Here is a 14,047-nt window from a genome sequence, read left to right as displayed (position 1 = left end):
GTGGACCGTTTTAATGCGATGCGTGTCTTCACCCGGATCGTCGAATTGGGCGGGTTTGCCAAGGCGGCCGACAGCCTGCAATTGCCGCGCGCCTCGGTGACCATCCTGATCAAGCAGCTCGAAGCGCACCTCGGCGTCCAATTGCTGCAACGCACCACGCGCCAGGTCAGCCCGACCCTGGACGGTGCGGCGTACTACCAGCGATGCGTGCAATTGCTTGCCGACCTTGAGGAAACCGAGGCGGTATTTTCCACGCGCCGGCAGAACCCGCGCGGCACCTTGAGCGTTGATATGCCCTCGGGTATCGGCCGGTTGATCGTGATCCCGGCGCTGCCGACGTTCACGGCGCGCTGCCCGCAGATCGAGTTGGAAATCGGCCTCAACGACCGCACGGTGGACCTGATCCGCGAAGGCGTGGATTGCGTGTTGCGCGGTGGCCTGGCCCTGGATGAATCACTGGTCGCCAGGCCACTGGCAATGATGGACCAAATGACCCTGGCCAGCCCCGGTTACCTCGAACGCTTTGGTACACCCGCGACATGGGACGACCTGGCGGGGCACCAGATGGTCGAGTATGTCTCCAGTGCCAGTGGCAAGCGCTTCGGCCTGGAGTTCCAGGTGGGCAGTGAACTGCGCGAGGTCAACCTGCCCAAGGTTGTGGCGGTGAACAGTTCCGATGGCTATTTCGCCGCGTGCGAGGCCGGTTATGGCTTGATCCAGGCGCCGTGCTATCACGCCAGGCGCTCACTGGCCGAAGGTCGGCTGGTGGAGGTGTTGCCGAGGTTTACGCCGCCGCCGATGGCATTGACCGCGCTGTACCCGCCGCATCGGCAATTGTCGCTGCGGGTGCGGGTATTCATTGATTGGCTGGTGGAACTCTGCGCCGGGTCGGGCACTGGGTTGCAGCGTTAAGCCTGGGCCTTGCGGTAAGCGCCGGGCTGCTGCCCGGTGACCTTGTGAAACGCGCGGGTAAACGCCGCCACTGATTGATACCCCACCGCCAGCGCTACATCGGCCACGGTCTGGTCCTGCTTGAACAGTTGGCAGGCATGGCGCACGCGCATCATCAGCAACACTTGCCCCGGCGATTGCCCGCACAGCTCATTGAACCGCTTGAAAAACGCCGAGCGCGACAGCCCGGTGCAGGCGGCCATGCTTTCCAGGCTCCAGGGTTGCTCGGGGTGGGCGATCAATTGCTCGAGCAAATGCGCAAATGTCGGCTGCCGGGCCAGCGCGGCAAGGCCGCCAAGTTCGGTGTTATCCAGCACCTGCTGGCGCAGCACATACAGAAACAGCAGATGGCAGAGGCGTTCCAGCAAGGCCGAAGAGGGCGGAGTGCGTGCGCATTCTTGCAGGATCAGGTCGAACAGGTTGCGCGCCGCCGTGAGTGACGGATCGCCGGCTCGCAGCACGATCCAGGCGGGCAGGGTGTCGACAATCATCGCCGACAGGCCGGACTGGAAATGGAAGAACCCGCAGACCAAGCCCACGCCGTCGGTGGCGCTGCTGTCCAGCGGCTCCATTGGGCGACGCGGGCATTCCTGCGCACCTGCCGCCGTGGCTTCACCCGACAGTCGATACTCAAGGTCACGCAGCAGGAACACCGCGTCGCCGTTGTCCAGCGCCACCGGTTCGGGCTCGCCATCGATGTGCAACCAGCACTGACCCTGCACGATCAGGTGGAAACTGGCCCGGGCCAGGCCGTGGGTACTGGCGTGCCAGTCGCCGCAATAACGCCCGACGTGGAACAGGCTGGTGTTGAGTTCGAGGCTGTCTAATAACCAATCGACAAGTGCACTGGACGAATTCATCTAATGGAAAGACTCAAGAGCAAGTAATCGCTACTTTAGCCTATTGAGGGGTTTTTTTATAACCAACAGACTGGTTACACCACCCACCAGGAGACCACTCCATGTCCCGTGTACCGCTGCTCACCCCCGAAACCGCTCCGGAGGCGGCCAAACCCTTCCTCGAAAACGCGCTGAAAGGCTCGGGTTTTATCCCTAATCTGCTGGCGGTGCTGGCCAATGCTCCGGCGGCGCTGGAAACCTACATCACCGTGTCGGGCCTGAACGCCAAGGCCGAACTGAGCCTGGCTGATCGCGAAGTGGTGCAATTGATTGCCGCGACGACCCATGGCTGCGACTTCTGCGTTGCCGGTCACACCGCCGTGGCGCGCAACAAAGCCAAGCTGCCGGAGGCGGTGATCGAGGCGCTGCGCCAGCGTGGCGAATTACCCAATGCGCGGTATGAGACACTCGCCGCCTTCACCCGTGAAGTGATCGCCACCCGCGGCGATGTCAGCGATGCCGGTTATGACGCGTTCCGTGCGGCGGGCTACTCCGAAGGCCAGGCCCTGGAAGTTATTTTGGGCGTCAGCCTGGCAACCCTGTGCAACTTCGCTAACGTGTTTGCCCGTACCCCGCTGAACCCGGAGCTGGCGCAATACCGTTGGGAAAAACCGGCCAGCTGAAGTGGCGATGGTCCCTCTGCGTTAACAAGGAGAAACATGAATGCTTGACCCTATCTTGAGCCGTTGGCTCGATGTTCAAGCGCAGGCCCTGGATGTGGGCAGTTGCGATCCACAGGAAGTGCTGCCACGGCTGGCAGAAGCCAATGTATTGCGTATCGGTGTGCCCACGGCACTCGGCGGGCTGGGCGGGGATGTGGCCGGCGCCGTCGAGGCCATCGCCAATGTCGCCAGCCATTCGCTGGCGGCGGCTTTCGTGTGCTGGGGCCAGCGTTCGTTTATCGAGTATTTGCTGCAGAGCCCGAATGCGCGGCTGCGCGAGCAACTGCTGCCGGACCTGCTCAGCGGCAAGCTGGCGGGGGCGACCGGATTGTCGAATGCGATGAAGTTTTTGTCGGGCATCGAGACGTTGCAGATCAGCGCCGAACCCAACGACCACGGCTGGACCCTCAACGGTCGTCTGCACTGGGTGACCAACCTGCGCAAGAACGGCTTTGTGGCCGCTGCGGCGATTGAACATGCCGGCGGTGGCGCACCGTTTATCCTGGCGATTCCCGATTCAGTGGCCGGCTTGCAGCGCTCGCGCGACCTGGAGTTGCTCGGCCTGCAATCGAGCAACACCGCGGCGTTGGGCCTGGAAGGCGTGGAGCTGAGCCGCGACTGGTTGCTGCATGACGATGCGCGCAAGTTTCTGCCAGCGGTACGCCCGGCGTTCCTTGGCCTGCAGTGCGGCATGTCGATTGGCCTGGCGCGGCGCTCACTGGCCGAAGTCGCCAACCATCTGGGGGCCAGCCGTACGGTGTTGCGTGAAGAACTCGAGACATTGCGCGTGACCCTCGATCATTTAGTCAGCGAGTTGAAGAGCGACCTGTTGGCCGGGCGCTTTGCCGCCGAGCCTGTGCCGTTGTTCAAGCTGCGTATCGCCTTGGCCGAAACCGCCGCCAGCGCTGTGCAGCTGGAGTTGCAGGCCAGCGGTGGCAAGGCCTATCTCACCGCGCATGGCAGTGGGTTTGCGCGACGCTGGCGTGAGTCGGCTTTCGTGCCCATCGTCACGCCGAGCCTGGTGCAATTGCGCACCGAGTTGCAGCGTCAGGCCAACCTATGAGCCCGGCGGTATTGACGGCCCAGGGGATTTGCCTGGGGTACGCGAGTGGCCCGGTATTGCAGGGATTCGACCTGCAGTTGCAGCCTGGCGAAGTGGTGTCGATCCTGGGTCCCAGTGGTGTCGGCAAGTCCAGCTTGTTGCGTGTGCTGGCCGGTTTGCAAGCGCCTCAAGGCGGCAGCGTACGTGTGCTCGGTGAGCCTTTGAATGGCCCGCATCCACGCGTCGCGGTGGCGTTCCAGGACCCCAGCCTGTTGCCCTGGCTGAGCCTGGAAAAGAACGTCGCCTTTGGCCTGGATTTCGCTCGCCAACCGCACCTCAGCCCTGAAGAGCGCCGCCACCGTGTCGACCACGCCATCGCGGCGGTGGGCCTGGAGCACGCGCGCCAGCAGTTTCCGGCGCAGTTGTCCGGTGGCATGGCGCAGCGCACGGCGTTGGCGCGCTGCCTGGCACGCCAGCCGCAGGTATTGCTGCTGGATGAGCCATTCGGCGCCCTCGACGAGGTCACCCGCGCGGACATGCAGCACCTGTTGCTCAAGGTCAATCGCGAGCAAGGCGCGGCGGCGGTGCTGATCACCCATGACATTGATGAAGCGCTGTTGCTGTCCGACCGCATCCTGCTACTGGGCAACCGCCCGGCGCGGACGCTGGGCGAATGGCTGATCGACCTGCCGCAGCCGCGTGAAGAACAGGTGGAAGCCATCGGCACGCTGCGCATCGAGATTCTCAAAACCCTACGGCAGGCGAGCCGCCCCCAACCCAACCCCCTTGACCTGCCGGAGCCCTGCCATGTGCCTGGATGACCTGACTCACTCGCGCCGTGATTTTCTCAAACTGTCCGCCGTACTCAGCGCCGCCGGCGCGTTGCCACTGTTGAGCAGCCTGCAGGCGCGCGCCGCCAGCGAGCCGGATGCGCCGGTACGCATCGGCTACTTGCCAATCACCGACGCCACGCCGTTGCTGGTGGCCCACAACAATGGCCTGTTCGAAGCCGAAGGCATCAAGGCCGAACGCCCGGTGCTGCTGCGCAGTTGGGCGCAGGTGATCGAGGCGTTTATCTCGGGCCAGGTCAACGTGATCCACCTGCTGTCCCCCATGACCGTGTGGGCGCGCTATGGCAGCAAGGTGCCGGCCAAGGTGGTGGCGTGGAACCACGTCGGCGGTTCGGGCCTGACCGTGTCACCGGGCATTACTGAGGTGAAGCAACTGGGTGGCAAGTCGGTAGCGATTCCGTTCTGGTATTCGATCCATAACGTGGTGGTGCAGCAGCTGTTTCGCGACAACGGCCTGACCCCGGTCGCCCGTGCGGCCGGCAGTGCGATTGCCGCGAACGAGGTCAACCTGATCGTGCTGCCGCCGTCGGACATGCCGCCGGCCCTGGCCAGCAAGCGCATCGATGGCTACATCGTCGCCGAGCCGTTCAACGCCTTGGCGGAGAACCTCAAGGTCGGCCGCGTGCAGCGCTTTACCGGTGACGTGTGGCGCAACCATGCGTGCTGCGTGGTGTTCATGCATGAACACGACCTGACCAACCGCCCGGAATGGTCGCAGAAGGTGGTGAACGCTATCGTCAAGGCCCAGGTCTGGACCCGCGACAACCGCGAGGAGGCGGTGAAACTGCTGTCCAAGGACGGCCCGAACCGCTACACGCCGCATGCCGAACCGGTGCTCAGCAAGGTGCTCGCCCCGGCGGCCGGCGACCGCGCGGCCTACCTGGCCGATGGCGCTATCCAGCACGCCAATTGGGATGAGCACCGCATCGACTTCCAGCCCTATCCGTTCCCCAGCTACACCGAGGAACTGGTGCGGCGCTTGAAAGACACGCTGATCGAGGGCGACAAGAAATTCCTCGCAGACCTCGACCCGGCCTTCGTGGCCAAGGACCTGGTGGACGACCGCTTCGTGCGCAATGCCATCGAAGCGGTGGGCGGCATGAAGACCTTTGGCTTGCCGGACGGCTTTGAGCGGACCGAGGAGATTGGCGTTTGAACAACCGCAGAGTCCCGGGCTGGTTGCTCGGGTTGAGTGGCCTGGCTGGTTTGCTGGTGCTCTGGTGGCTGGGGGTGAAGGTACTGGGCGACGCGGACGGTCTGTCCGCGCGCTTTTCGCTGGCGGCGACGTTCACCAGCCTGTGGGAATTGCTCGGTCGGGGTGAGCTGTATCTGCACATCGCCGTCAGCCTCAAGCGCATTTTTGTCGGGTTGTTCCTGGCCTTGCTGGTAGGGGTGCCACTCGGGCTGCTGGTGGGCAGTTCACGCAACCTGGAGGCGGCGACCACGCCCGCGTTCCAGTTCCTGCGGATGATCTCGCCGTTGTCCTGGATGCCCATCGTGGTGATGCTGATGGGGGTAGGGGACCCGCCGATCTACTTCCTGCTGGCCTTCGCCGCTGTGTGGCCGATCATGCTCAATACCGCAGCCGGTGTGCGTCAGTTGGATCCGCGCTGGTTGCAATTGAGCCAGAGCCTGAGCGCCACGCGCTGGGAAACCTTGCGCCGCGTGGTCATCCCCGGCGTGGTCGGGCATGTGCTGACCGGCGTGCGCCTGGCCATCGGGATCCTGTGGATCGTGCTGGTGCCATGCGAAATGCTCGGGGTCAGTGCGGGGCTGGGGTATTACATCCTGGATACCCGCGATCGGTTGGCTTATTCGGAACTGATGGCGATGGTGCTGTTGATCGGGGTGCTGGGGTTTGCGCTGGACGCGCTTGCACGCGGGTTGCATCAGCGATGGGTGCATGCGGGCTGACAGGCCCTGAAACGAAAGCCCGGCAATTCGCCGGGCTTTCGTGGGTCGGTTCATCGACCCGGCTCACGCCGCCACTGAATTCCGGGGTGGCGCTTTTTCCTGTTTGAAGATGTGCAGGTCACCAGGCAGATCGTCCGGTTTCAAACGCTGGGCTGGATCAGGCACGTGATTGGTTTTCCTGAGCCCGAGGCTTGGCCCCGGATCGGTCCTTTTAAACACCCCGACACCGATGCTGCCCGTCAACTCCGCCACGCCCGGGATACCTTGGCTGGTTTTCATGTGGGCGTTGCCCATCAAGGCAATCCATTTTTCGCCCGCCGAGTTTTGCCGGATGGTCTGCGCGGCGTAGTAGTTGAATTCCTTCAGCCTTGGCACAAAGTCCTCGGCCCTCATCGCTTGCTTGTACAGCTCGCGTTCATCCTTGTGCCGGGTCAAGTAGCAATGGTCCAGCGGCACGACTTCTATGCCTGCATCGGAAAACTTTTTAACCAGTTGATTGAACGAGGGAAACCGTGGGGTTATGCCATCCCCAAGGTAGCCGATGCCGTCGTCGACGAGCTTCATCTGTGCGTCATAAAAAGTGGCCTCCATATACAGCTTCTTCACGCCTTTTTGCTTGAAGGTGTCCACGTTGTCGAACAGGGTCTGGAAGCTCGCCAGGTCTTTGTGAACGTCACCAAAGACCACCCCATCTGCCGCATCCAGCGCTTTTTCGATCAGTTGTGAAGGTGTGACACTTTTGGGGATCTCGGGAATGGTCGGGCGCGCCGGCAGTTCGCCAGCGGCCATGCGTTGGTAGAAGGCGTCCATTTCCCGACCAAACTTTTCGCGGGTTGCGGCTTTTCTGCTGGGGGTGAAATGGGCGTCATTGCGCGCACCGTTGATGCTCGTTACATACTCTGCGTCAGGCAAGTGGTCGGTTTTGGGCGCGGTGGGGACGTGACGGCCCTGCCGGTCGATGGGGTTATACCGATGAGCGCCGGCGTTACCTTGCCGTCCTATGGCGACCTCCATCCTCGGCGAGGGCGGCATCATTCCATCCAGGGGGTTGAAGTCGTCCAACGGGGTGCCGTAAGGCCTCATCTGGACCGGATCGTAGGCATAACGCTGGCCATTCGACAAGATGGTGTCGGCCTCGTAGGTCTGGCCCCCGTACTTGAACGTACCGTATGTCAGCGGCCCATGTTCGCGGCTCACCGCATTGGCCAGGTTCAAGGAGCCTGTCGCGCCCTTGAGCTTGTCCACACCCTTGCCGATCAGCTTGGCGCCCCCTTGCACCAGATCGCCGAGCCCTCCCAGCGGGTTGAGTTCACCGATGACGGTGGTCCCGAGGATTTTCGCGACGCTCAAGGCCTTGCTCGCCATGCTGGCAGCCTTGGCGCCGACCCTGATCACCTTGCCTGCGCCAGCAGTGACCAGCCCGAAAATGTCCATGCCCAGGTCGATTGCGCCGTCCAGGTAGTTACCGTTTTGGAAGTTGACGATCGCCGACCGGAGGGGAATCAGATCGAGAAAGAAATCCGCCAGTTTCCACTCGTTTTCTATTTGCTGGTCGAACGTCGTGGTGCCCTTGGCCTCCTTGACCACGTCGTTGTTATCAATATGCAGGTGTTCGACAAAAGCATCGGCAATCGCCTGGGTTCGCGTGCTTGCAAAGCTGTTGGGAACGGGGCGCGGCTCGCTTGCTTGACCGCCTGGCGCCAGGGCTGCGGCAACGGTATCGGAGGGTTTGAACGGCTCGATCGGGAACACCCGGTTGGCGTCGCGCTCCCGCTCTCTGGTCAGGACACTGTCAGGCACAGCGGTGATCGAGCCCTGTTTAAGATCGATCTCATAGACCTTTTCGCCGTCTACCCCGGTGGTTTTAACCAGTAATGCCTGGTTTTTTTCTGCAAGGGTTCGGCCGGTAAAGCCCATGCCCAACTGGTAGGTATGATTTTGAAAGAACTCGAGCTTGCCGTATTCGAATTGTTCCCTGTCAGGCAGAGGGAGTTGGGCAATCATCTGTTTGACGGCCGTCGTGAGACCTTGTTTGCGCAGGTCGATGGCCTCGGCAAATTGACTGTCGAACTCGGCTTTTACCCCCAGATTGAGGGACTTGCCTCGAGTCCCCTCAACGATCCGATCGTCGCTGGATTCCCACTCGTATTGATGCAGCCCGCTCATGGCGATATCCAGCAGTGAATGTCGGCCGGCCGGCGCACGATTGGGGTCGAAAAGCGGTGGGCTGTACTGTTGTGGGGTGTGCTTGACCGTCAGGAGTTTCTCTTCAAAAGGTACATTCTCGCCAAACCTTTCTTTCAGCTTGGCCAGCGCAATCTCCTTGCGGCTGGGAATCGGGGCCTCGATCTGGCTGCTGGCATCGACGCGAGCGCGGGCCTGCTGATTGAAGGCACTCCTGGCCTTCTCGATGTCGGTGATGTTGTAACGGCCAGCCTCGGTTTCAGAAAGCACGCCGTTGACGACCCCCCAGACCCTCAGCGCAGCGGTCTGTGCCTGCTGGGTCATGGCGAGGTCTTGCAGGCCGGCATTTTCGGCACCCAGCATGACTTGGGCAAAGGTCATGCTGGGGACTCTACCGGGTGTCTGGTGTTCTATCGTCGCCGCCGCGATCGACAGGCTGACCCAGGCAGGGCTGCCATAGGTGACATTGGCGGGGACATCTTTGATCAGCAATTCAGGCGCTGTCCTGGCCAGTAGCAGGTAAGCACCGACCTTGGCCATTCCCGAGGTGGTGTAGCCTTCGGTCTCCAAATGCTTGCTGAGGTTGTCCACTATCGCGCAAGCAGGTTTGCCCCAATGACTTCGCTGGACCAGATCGAAGCCGGCAACCTTGGTTTTATTGGGCTCATCAATCGATTCCGGGTCCAGAAATAGATTCATCGCCGCCAACGTGTAGTCGTTTAGGCTGGCGTCGGTGGCAATACCGTTCAATTGGGTTTGCAAGGCTTGACCCAACCCTGGCGCGCGCGCGGTGCCAAGGAGTGCTTCCAGCGCCTTTGCCGGGTCCCTCATGGCCTCGGCGGACAGTGGCTGGTTGCTGTTCAAGTACTCCAGAACACTCGGGCTTGCTCCCATTCCCGGTGGATTCGGATGCTGGGTCGCATAGAGCCGGGCGGTATCCAGGAGCGAGCGCTGCGCCTGGCTACTCAACGGCACTGGCCAGGACAGCGCGCCGCCAAAGTTGCCCAGCGGGTGTTGCATGGAGCGGTCAAGCACGGCGTCGGCCAGCGCGGTCAGGGCAAAATGGCTGTTGGGCATTTTCAGCCCGTAGTCGCTGATGAAGCCTTCAAGCGTCGATGCGGTGTCTATTTGCGAGGCGTAGGTTGAGGCCGGATGAATATCCATGGGAGCGGTTGTCAGGGCGGCGACGATTGCCTGGGGCGTGGTGTTCACTCCCAAGCGTGTGGCTATTTCGTTGAGTTTTTGCCCCAGGGTCCTGAGGTTCTGTTTGTCCGCCAGGGACCGTTCCAGCCCGGTATGGGTGGCGTCGGTAGGTGAGCGCCGTTGGCGCCCTGTGGGTGTCTGGTCGGCGCCCTCTGAGGGCTGAGGTGTCGGTGCAGGGCTGACGAGTAACCCGGGTGTCGCAGCGGGAGTGGGAAGCGGGAGAGTTTGAGCGCTGGGCTGGTGGGGAGGTGCATAGGCAGATATTGACATGGGTGGGTACCTTTCTGACTTGCCAAGTAAAAGCGCCTGTCATTAGGAGGTTCCCTGTTCCTCAGGCGCCTCTTTGGGTGTGGAAAACACCCGCCGAGGTTCCTCCTGAGGGGACTGCTGTGTGTAAGACCGAGTGTCGGTGAATCAGAGAATTTTCTGATACCGCCCAGGCGTCAGCGGTGGTAGTACCCCGGCCCGCCTTCTGAATAGCGATGGTCGTGCCAGCCGCCTCCGTGCGGGAAAAAGAAGCAGCCGCTCATGCTCAACATGACCAGCAAGGGGATCAGCAGTGCGATACGACGAAGCATGTCCAAGTCCTCCGGGGGCTTACAGGATCAATCAGGCGTCAGACAAGCCAAAGCTTTTCATCGCCTGTAACATAGGACCCTGCCGACCCGCGTCCATCCCCGTTGCCGGGTATGTACTTGGCATGTTCGGCGATACAAAGTGGATACATTTTTCAGGTTCAGGAACCCGTCATGACCCAAAAGCAACGTTTGAAATACTCGATTCTGATCGCCCTGGCGGTACTGGCGACGATGTTTGGCCTGTCCTATCTGCAGAACATCGGGGCGATCAGTGAGAAGACGTTCCAGACCATCGCCATTGCGGTCGCAGTGGTCGTGGTGGTAATCAACGGCATCATGCGCCGCAAGGTCAAGCTCTAGGCCTGCGACGCACCGTCAGGCGCGACCTTCGAGAACCTTCGCAGCCTCTTCATGGAGGCTGTAGCTTTTATCTGCATTGAGGGTGATCACGCCCTCGCTGCACAGGCGCTTGAGCACCTCGCGCACACTCAGAAACGAGAGCGGGATGCCCAGTTCGAGCAAATGGCTGTGCACGCCGCGCACGCCCAGCGTGCGCTGGTTGTCGGCGGCGGTGAGCAGGGCGTCGATGACCTTCAGCCGAATCAGGCTGGTGCGCAAACCGAAACACTTGAGCAAATGGCGAATACGCTGGTTGCCTTGCTGTTCGGGCGCTTTGCCGAACGTCTGTGCGCCGCTGCCGTAGTGGGCGTCGGCTGCCGGTGAATGTCCGTCCGTGGGCACTTGCGGGTTGTACATGCAAAACTCCTTATCAGAGCCTGATCAGGAAAATGATGGCGCTCTTAGTTAATAAGACGTACGAGCGAGCAAAATCATGAAGTCTCGGATGTAGAAATTTTGTCGGTATCGGTTTTGTCACAGTCGCGCCGCCTTAAATAAACCTCGGCGCGCGCTAAATTGTCCGCGGCTTTTTGCGTCCTTACGGTGGGGTAGCTACCCCTGGTGAGGGTGTTCAATTTGACTGTGGAGTCTGCGTGATTATTTCCAACGGGTTGTCCAGGGTGTGCGTGGCGGGGCTGTTGCTGGGTTTGAGCCTGGCCGCATCGGCGCGGGAACAGTCGACACAAGCGTCGGCGGATATTCGGCGGACCAGTTTCGGCGTGCCACATATTCGTGCCAGCGACGAGCGCGGCCTGGGCTTGGGCATTGGTTACGCGTATGCCCAGGACAACCTGTGCCTGCTGGCCAATGAGGTGGTGACGGTGAATGGCCAGCGCGCCAAATTCTTCGGTCCCGAGCAGTCGACCCTGGAGGAACGCAACAACCTGGCCAGTGACGTGTTTTTCACCTGGTTGAACACGCCGCAGGCCGTCACCGCATTCTGGAACGCGCAAAGCCCGCAGATCCGCCAGCGCATGGAAGGCTACGTCGCCGGCTACAACCGATACCTGAAAGAGCAGGGCGCTCCCGCGCAATGCCAGGCGGCATGGGTGCGGCCGCTGGAGGTTGGCGACTTGGTGAAGCTGACGCGCAGGTTGTTGGTTGAAGGCGGTGTCGGCCAGTTTGCCGAAGCCCTGGTGGGCGCGGCGCCGCCTCAGGCGACCGCCAGCGTGCGGCCGACCGCCAAGGCCTTTGCACTGGCAGACGCCCAGCAACAGCGCTTTAGCCTGGACCGCGGCAGTAACGCGGTCGCGGTCGGCCGAGAGCGTTCGTTCAATGGCCGTGGCATGTTGCTGGCCAACCCGCATTTCCCGTGGGTGGGTGGCATGCGTTTCTACGAGATGCACCTGACCATCCCCGGCCAGCTCGATGTGATGGGCGCCGCATTGCCCGGCCTGCCGGTGATCAATATCGGTTTCAACCAGCATGTGGCGTGGACCCATACGGTGGATACCTCCAAGCACTTCACGCTGTATCGCCTGACGCTGGATCCCAAGGACGCCACGCGCTACCTGCTCGATGGCAAATCCATTGCGCTGGAAAAAACCACGGTGACCGTGCAGGTCAAACAGCCGGACGGCAGCATTCAACCCGTGGTGCATCCGGTCTACAGCTCGCAGTTCGGCCCGGTGGTGCAATGGCCGGGCAAGCTCGATTGGGACAACCACTACGCCTTCAGCCTGCGCGATGCCAACCTGGGCAACGACCGCGTGCTGCAGCAGTGGTACGCGATGAACCAGGCAAGCGACCTCAAGGCCCTGCAAACCTCCGTCCACACGCTGCAAGGCATTCCATGGGTCAACACCGTGGCCGCCGATGACCAGGGCCAGAGCCTGTACATGAACCTGTCGGTGGTGCCCAACGTCAGTGCAGCGAAACTGGCGCAATGCAGCGACCCGCGTGCCGGCCTGCAGATGATCATCCTCGACGGCGCCCACAGCGCCTGCGCCTGGGATGTGGACCCGCGCGCGGCCCAGGCCGGCATCTTCGCCGCCGACCAATTGCCACAACTTGCGCGCACCGACTACGTGCAGCACTCCAACGACTCGGCCTGGATGGCCAACCCCAAGGCGCCGCTGACCGGCTTCTCACCGGTGATCAGCCAGGACCACATCGGCCTTGGCCCGCGTGCGCGTTTTGCCCTGCAGCGACTGCAGTCCCTGGAGAAGCAACCGATCCGCGTTGCCGACCTGCAAAACATGGTCATGGACAATGAGGTCTACCTCGCCGGCCAGGTCATGCCTGACCTGCTCGAGTTCTGCGCCAAGCAACTCGGCGCCGACGCCACCACGTTGCAACCGCTGTGCAGCCGCCTGAACACCTGGGACCGGCACGCCAACCTCGACAGCGGCCTGGGCCTGGTGCACTTCATCGATCTGGTCGAACACCTGCAGCAAATCCCCGACGCCTGGCGCGTGCCCTTCGACCCGACCCAGCCGCTGACCACACCACGCGGCCTGGCCATCGACCGCGCGCCCGTTGCCCAAGCCCTGCGCGAAGCCATGCTGGCTTCCAGCGCAGCGGTGGCCAAACTCGGCCTGGGCGCCGACAGCCGATGGGGCGATATCCAGGTGTCCGGCCAGACCCCGGTGCATGGTGGCCCGCAGGAGTTGGGGATCTACAACGCCATGCAAACCGTGCCTCGCGCCGACGGCAAGCGCGAAGTGGTCAGCGGCAGCAGCTACCTGCAAATCGTCACCTTCGACGACCAGGGCCCCCATGCACAAGGCGTGCTGGCATTCTCCCTGTCGAGCAACCCCGCGTCCGCGCATTCCAAGGACCAGACGCAGCTATTCTCACAGAAAAAACTGCGCACGCTGCCCTTCACCGACGCCCAGATCAAGGCCGACCCGGCGTATCAGGAACGGCGCGTACAGGAGTAGGGCAGGCACGCAACCCCTTGATCCCCATGCGAAATATTTTTGAAATCAAGGGGTTGCAGGCAAAAGCAAATGAGTACATAATGGCGCCCATCGAACGCAACGAAGCATTAAAAACTTCAATGTATTCAATGAGTTAGAGTAGAGGCAGGGTTTTATAGCCCACTCAAGTTTTTATGCGGTGAATGTCAGTGGTTAGGGCGTTGATCGTTTGAGGCCGAGTAGCAAAATGGTTATGCAGCGGATTGCAAATCCGCCTACGCCGGTTCGATTCCGACCTCGGCCTCCACTCTTAGAAACCCCGTAGATTAACGTCTACGGGGTTTTTTATTGCCTGCGGTTTGGTCATTGCTTCCGCAGCTTTAGGGATCGCTGCCGCATCCCTAGCTTTTTTTGGGAGATTTAAGACGCCTCTATCGGTGTGTCTCTTCCTGATTGGACGTGGAGTTGTACTCTAAGACTAAGGAGTCTGAGCGTCCACTAAC

Annotated in this window: 12 protein-coding genes and 1 tRNA gene; 9 read left to right on the top strand and 4 right to left on the bottom strand. The window is 61.6% G+C overall.

Annotated features, from left to right (window positions below; all coding sequences use genetic code 11):
• Complete coding sequence (locus NTD80_RS23640; protein ID WP_262135202.1) at nt 1–912, top strand: LysR family transcriptional regulator; 912 nt, start codon at nt 1–3, stop codon at nt 910–912.
• Here NTD80_RS23640 and NTD80_RS23635 read toward each other — a convergent pair.
• Entirely contained in the window at nt 909–1,811 is a 903-nt protein-coding gene (locus NTD80_RS23635) for an AraC family transcriptional regulator (RefSeq protein ID WP_262135201.1), read from the bottom strand. The genes NTD80_RS23640 and NTD80_RS23635 overlap by 4 nt on opposite strands.
• 101 nt (nt 1,812–1,912) lie before the next feature.
• Between NTD80_RS23635 and NTD80_RS23630 the strand changes: the two genes are divergently transcribed.
• The 5 genes from NTD80_RS23630 to NTD80_RS23610 are packed head-to-tail and all read left to right on the top strand — an operon-like array spanning nt 1,913 to nt 6,319.
• A complete protein-coding gene (locus tag NTD80_RS23630) occupies nt 1,913–2,473 on the top strand; it encodes a carboxymuconolactone decarboxylase family protein (RefSeq protein WP_262135200.1) in 561 nt (186 codons plus the stop codon).
• A gap of 40 nt (nt 2,474–2,513) precedes the next feature.
• Nucleotides 2,514–3,575 carry an acyl-CoA dehydrogenase family protein gene (locus NTD80_RS23625; protein WP_262135199.1) on the top strand — a complete coding sequence of 354 codons (1,062 nt, stop codon included), beginning with the start codon at nt 2,514–2,516 and terminating at the stop codon, nt 3,573–3,575.
• Nucleotides 3,572–4,375, top strand: a complete 804-nt coding sequence (locus NTD80_RS23620) for an ABC transporter ATP-binding protein (protein ID WP_262135198.1) — start codon at nt 3,572–3,574, stop codon at nt 4,373–4,375. Before NTD80_RS23625 ends, NTD80_RS23620 begins: the two co-directional genes overlap by 4 nt.
• Nucleotides 4,362–5,561: an ABC transporter substrate-binding protein gene (locus NTD80_RS23615; protein WP_213553755.1), complete on the top strand. Its 1,200-nt coding sequence runs from the start codon at nt 4,362–4,364 to the stop codon at nt 5,559–5,561. Before NTD80_RS23620 ends, NTD80_RS23615 begins: the two co-directional genes overlap by 14 nt.
• Nucleotides 5,558–6,319 (top strand): ABC transporter permease, encoded by a 762-nt coding sequence (locus NTD80_RS23610; protein ID WP_262135197.1) that lies wholly within the window; start codon nt 5,558–5,560, stop codon nt 6,317–6,319. The genes NTD80_RS23615 and NTD80_RS23610 overlap by 4 nt, the downstream gene beginning before the upstream one ends.
• Before the next feature lie 63 nt (nt 6,320–6,382).
• Here the strand turns inward: NTD80_RS23610 and NTD80_RS23605 are convergent, their stop codons facing one another.
• Together NTD80_RS23605 and NTD80_RS23600 are read right to left on the bottom strand one after the other, a co-directional pair.
• A complete protein-coding gene (locus tag NTD80_RS23605; RefSeq protein WP_262135196.1) occupies nt 6,383–9,715 on the bottom strand; it encodes a membrane-targeted effector domain-containing toxin in 3,333 nt (1,110 codons plus the stop codon).
• Between the two features lie 434 nt (nt 9,716–10,149).
• A complete protein-coding gene (locus NTD80_RS23600; RefSeq protein WP_256595088.1) occupies nt 10,150–10,284 on the bottom strand; it encodes a hypothetical protein in 135 nt (44 codons plus the stop codon).
• Nucleotides 10,285–10,455: 171 nt separating this feature from the next.
• Between NTD80_RS23600 and NTD80_RS23595 the strand changes: the two genes are divergently transcribed.
• Nucleotides 10,456–10,644 carry a hypothetical protein gene (locus NTD80_RS23595; RefSeq protein ID WP_016978057.1) on the top strand — a complete coding sequence of 63 codons (189 nt, stop codon included), beginning with the start codon at nt 10,456–10,458 and terminating at the stop codon, nt 10,642–10,644.
• A 15-nt stretch (nt 10,645–10,659) separates the two neighbouring features.
• On the opposite strand, the gene NTD80_RS23590 is transcribed toward NTD80_RS23595, so the two are convergent.
• A complete protein-coding gene (locus NTD80_RS23590; RefSeq protein WP_065908163.1) occupies nt 10,660–11,040 on the bottom strand; it encodes a fe2+ zn2+ uptake regulation protein in 381 nt (126 codons plus the stop codon).
• A gap of 236 nt (nt 11,041–11,276) precedes the next feature.
• On the opposite strand from NTD80_RS23590, the gene NTD80_RS23585 reads away from it, so the two are divergent.
• Both NTD80_RS23585 and NTD80_RS23580 read left to right on the top strand, forming a co-directional pair.
• Nucleotides 11,277–13,565 carry an acylase gene (locus tag NTD80_RS23585; protein WP_262135195.1) on the top strand — a complete coding sequence of 763 codons (2,289 nt, stop codon included), beginning with the start codon at nt 11,277–11,279 and terminating at the stop codon, nt 13,563–13,565.
• A 212-nt stretch (nt 13,566–13,777) separates the two neighbouring features.
• Nucleotides 13,778–13,851 (top strand) — tRNA-Cys (locus NTD80_RS23580).
• Nucleotides 13,852–14,047: the final 196 nt, after the last annotated feature.

The organism is Pseudomonas sp. 13B_2.1_Bac1, from assembly GCF_025466155.1.
GTDB classification, from domain to species: Bacteria; Pseudomonadota; Gammaproteobacteria; order Pseudomonadales; family Pseudomonadaceae; genus Aquipseudomonas; species Aquipseudomonas aylmerensis.
The sequence above is the reverse complement of the archived record's forward strand: the minus strand, read 5'-3'. Positions and strand labels throughout refer to the sequence as shown.

Bases quoted from the DNA above. Each gene is read 5' to 3' on its own strand.
- NTD80_RS23635 (WP_262135201.1), bottom strand. From the start codon at position 1,811: ATGAATTCGTCCAGTGCACTTGTCGATTGGTTATTAGACAGCCTCGAA.
- NTD80_RS23630 (WP_262135200.1), top strand. From the start codon at position 1,913: ATGTCCCGTGTACCGCTGCTCACCCCCGAAACCGCTCCGGAGGCGGCC.
- NTD80_RS23625 (WP_262135199.1), top strand. From the start codon at position 2,514: ATGCTTGACCCTATCTTGAGCCGTTGGCTCGATGTTCAAGCGCAGGCC.
- NTD80_RS23620 (WP_262135198.1), top strand. From the start codon at position 3,572: ATGAGCCCGGCGGTATTGACGGCCCAGGGGATTTGCCTGGGGTACGCG.
- NTD80_RS23615 (WP_213553755.1), top strand. From the start codon at position 4,362: ATGTGCCTGGATGACCTGACTCACTCGCGCCGTGATTTTCTCAAACTG.
- NTD80_RS23600 (WP_256595088.1), bottom strand. From the start codon at position 10,284: ATGCTTCGTCGTATCGCACTGCTGATCCCCTTGCTGGTCATGTTGAGC.
- NTD80_RS23595 (WP_016978057.1), top strand. From the start codon at position 10,456: ATGACCCAAAAGCAACGTTTGAAATACTCGATTCTGATCGCCCTGGCG.
- NTD80_RS23590 (WP_065908163.1), bottom strand. From the start codon at position 11,040: ATGTACAACCCGCAAGTGCCCACGGACGGACATTCACCGGCAGCCGAC.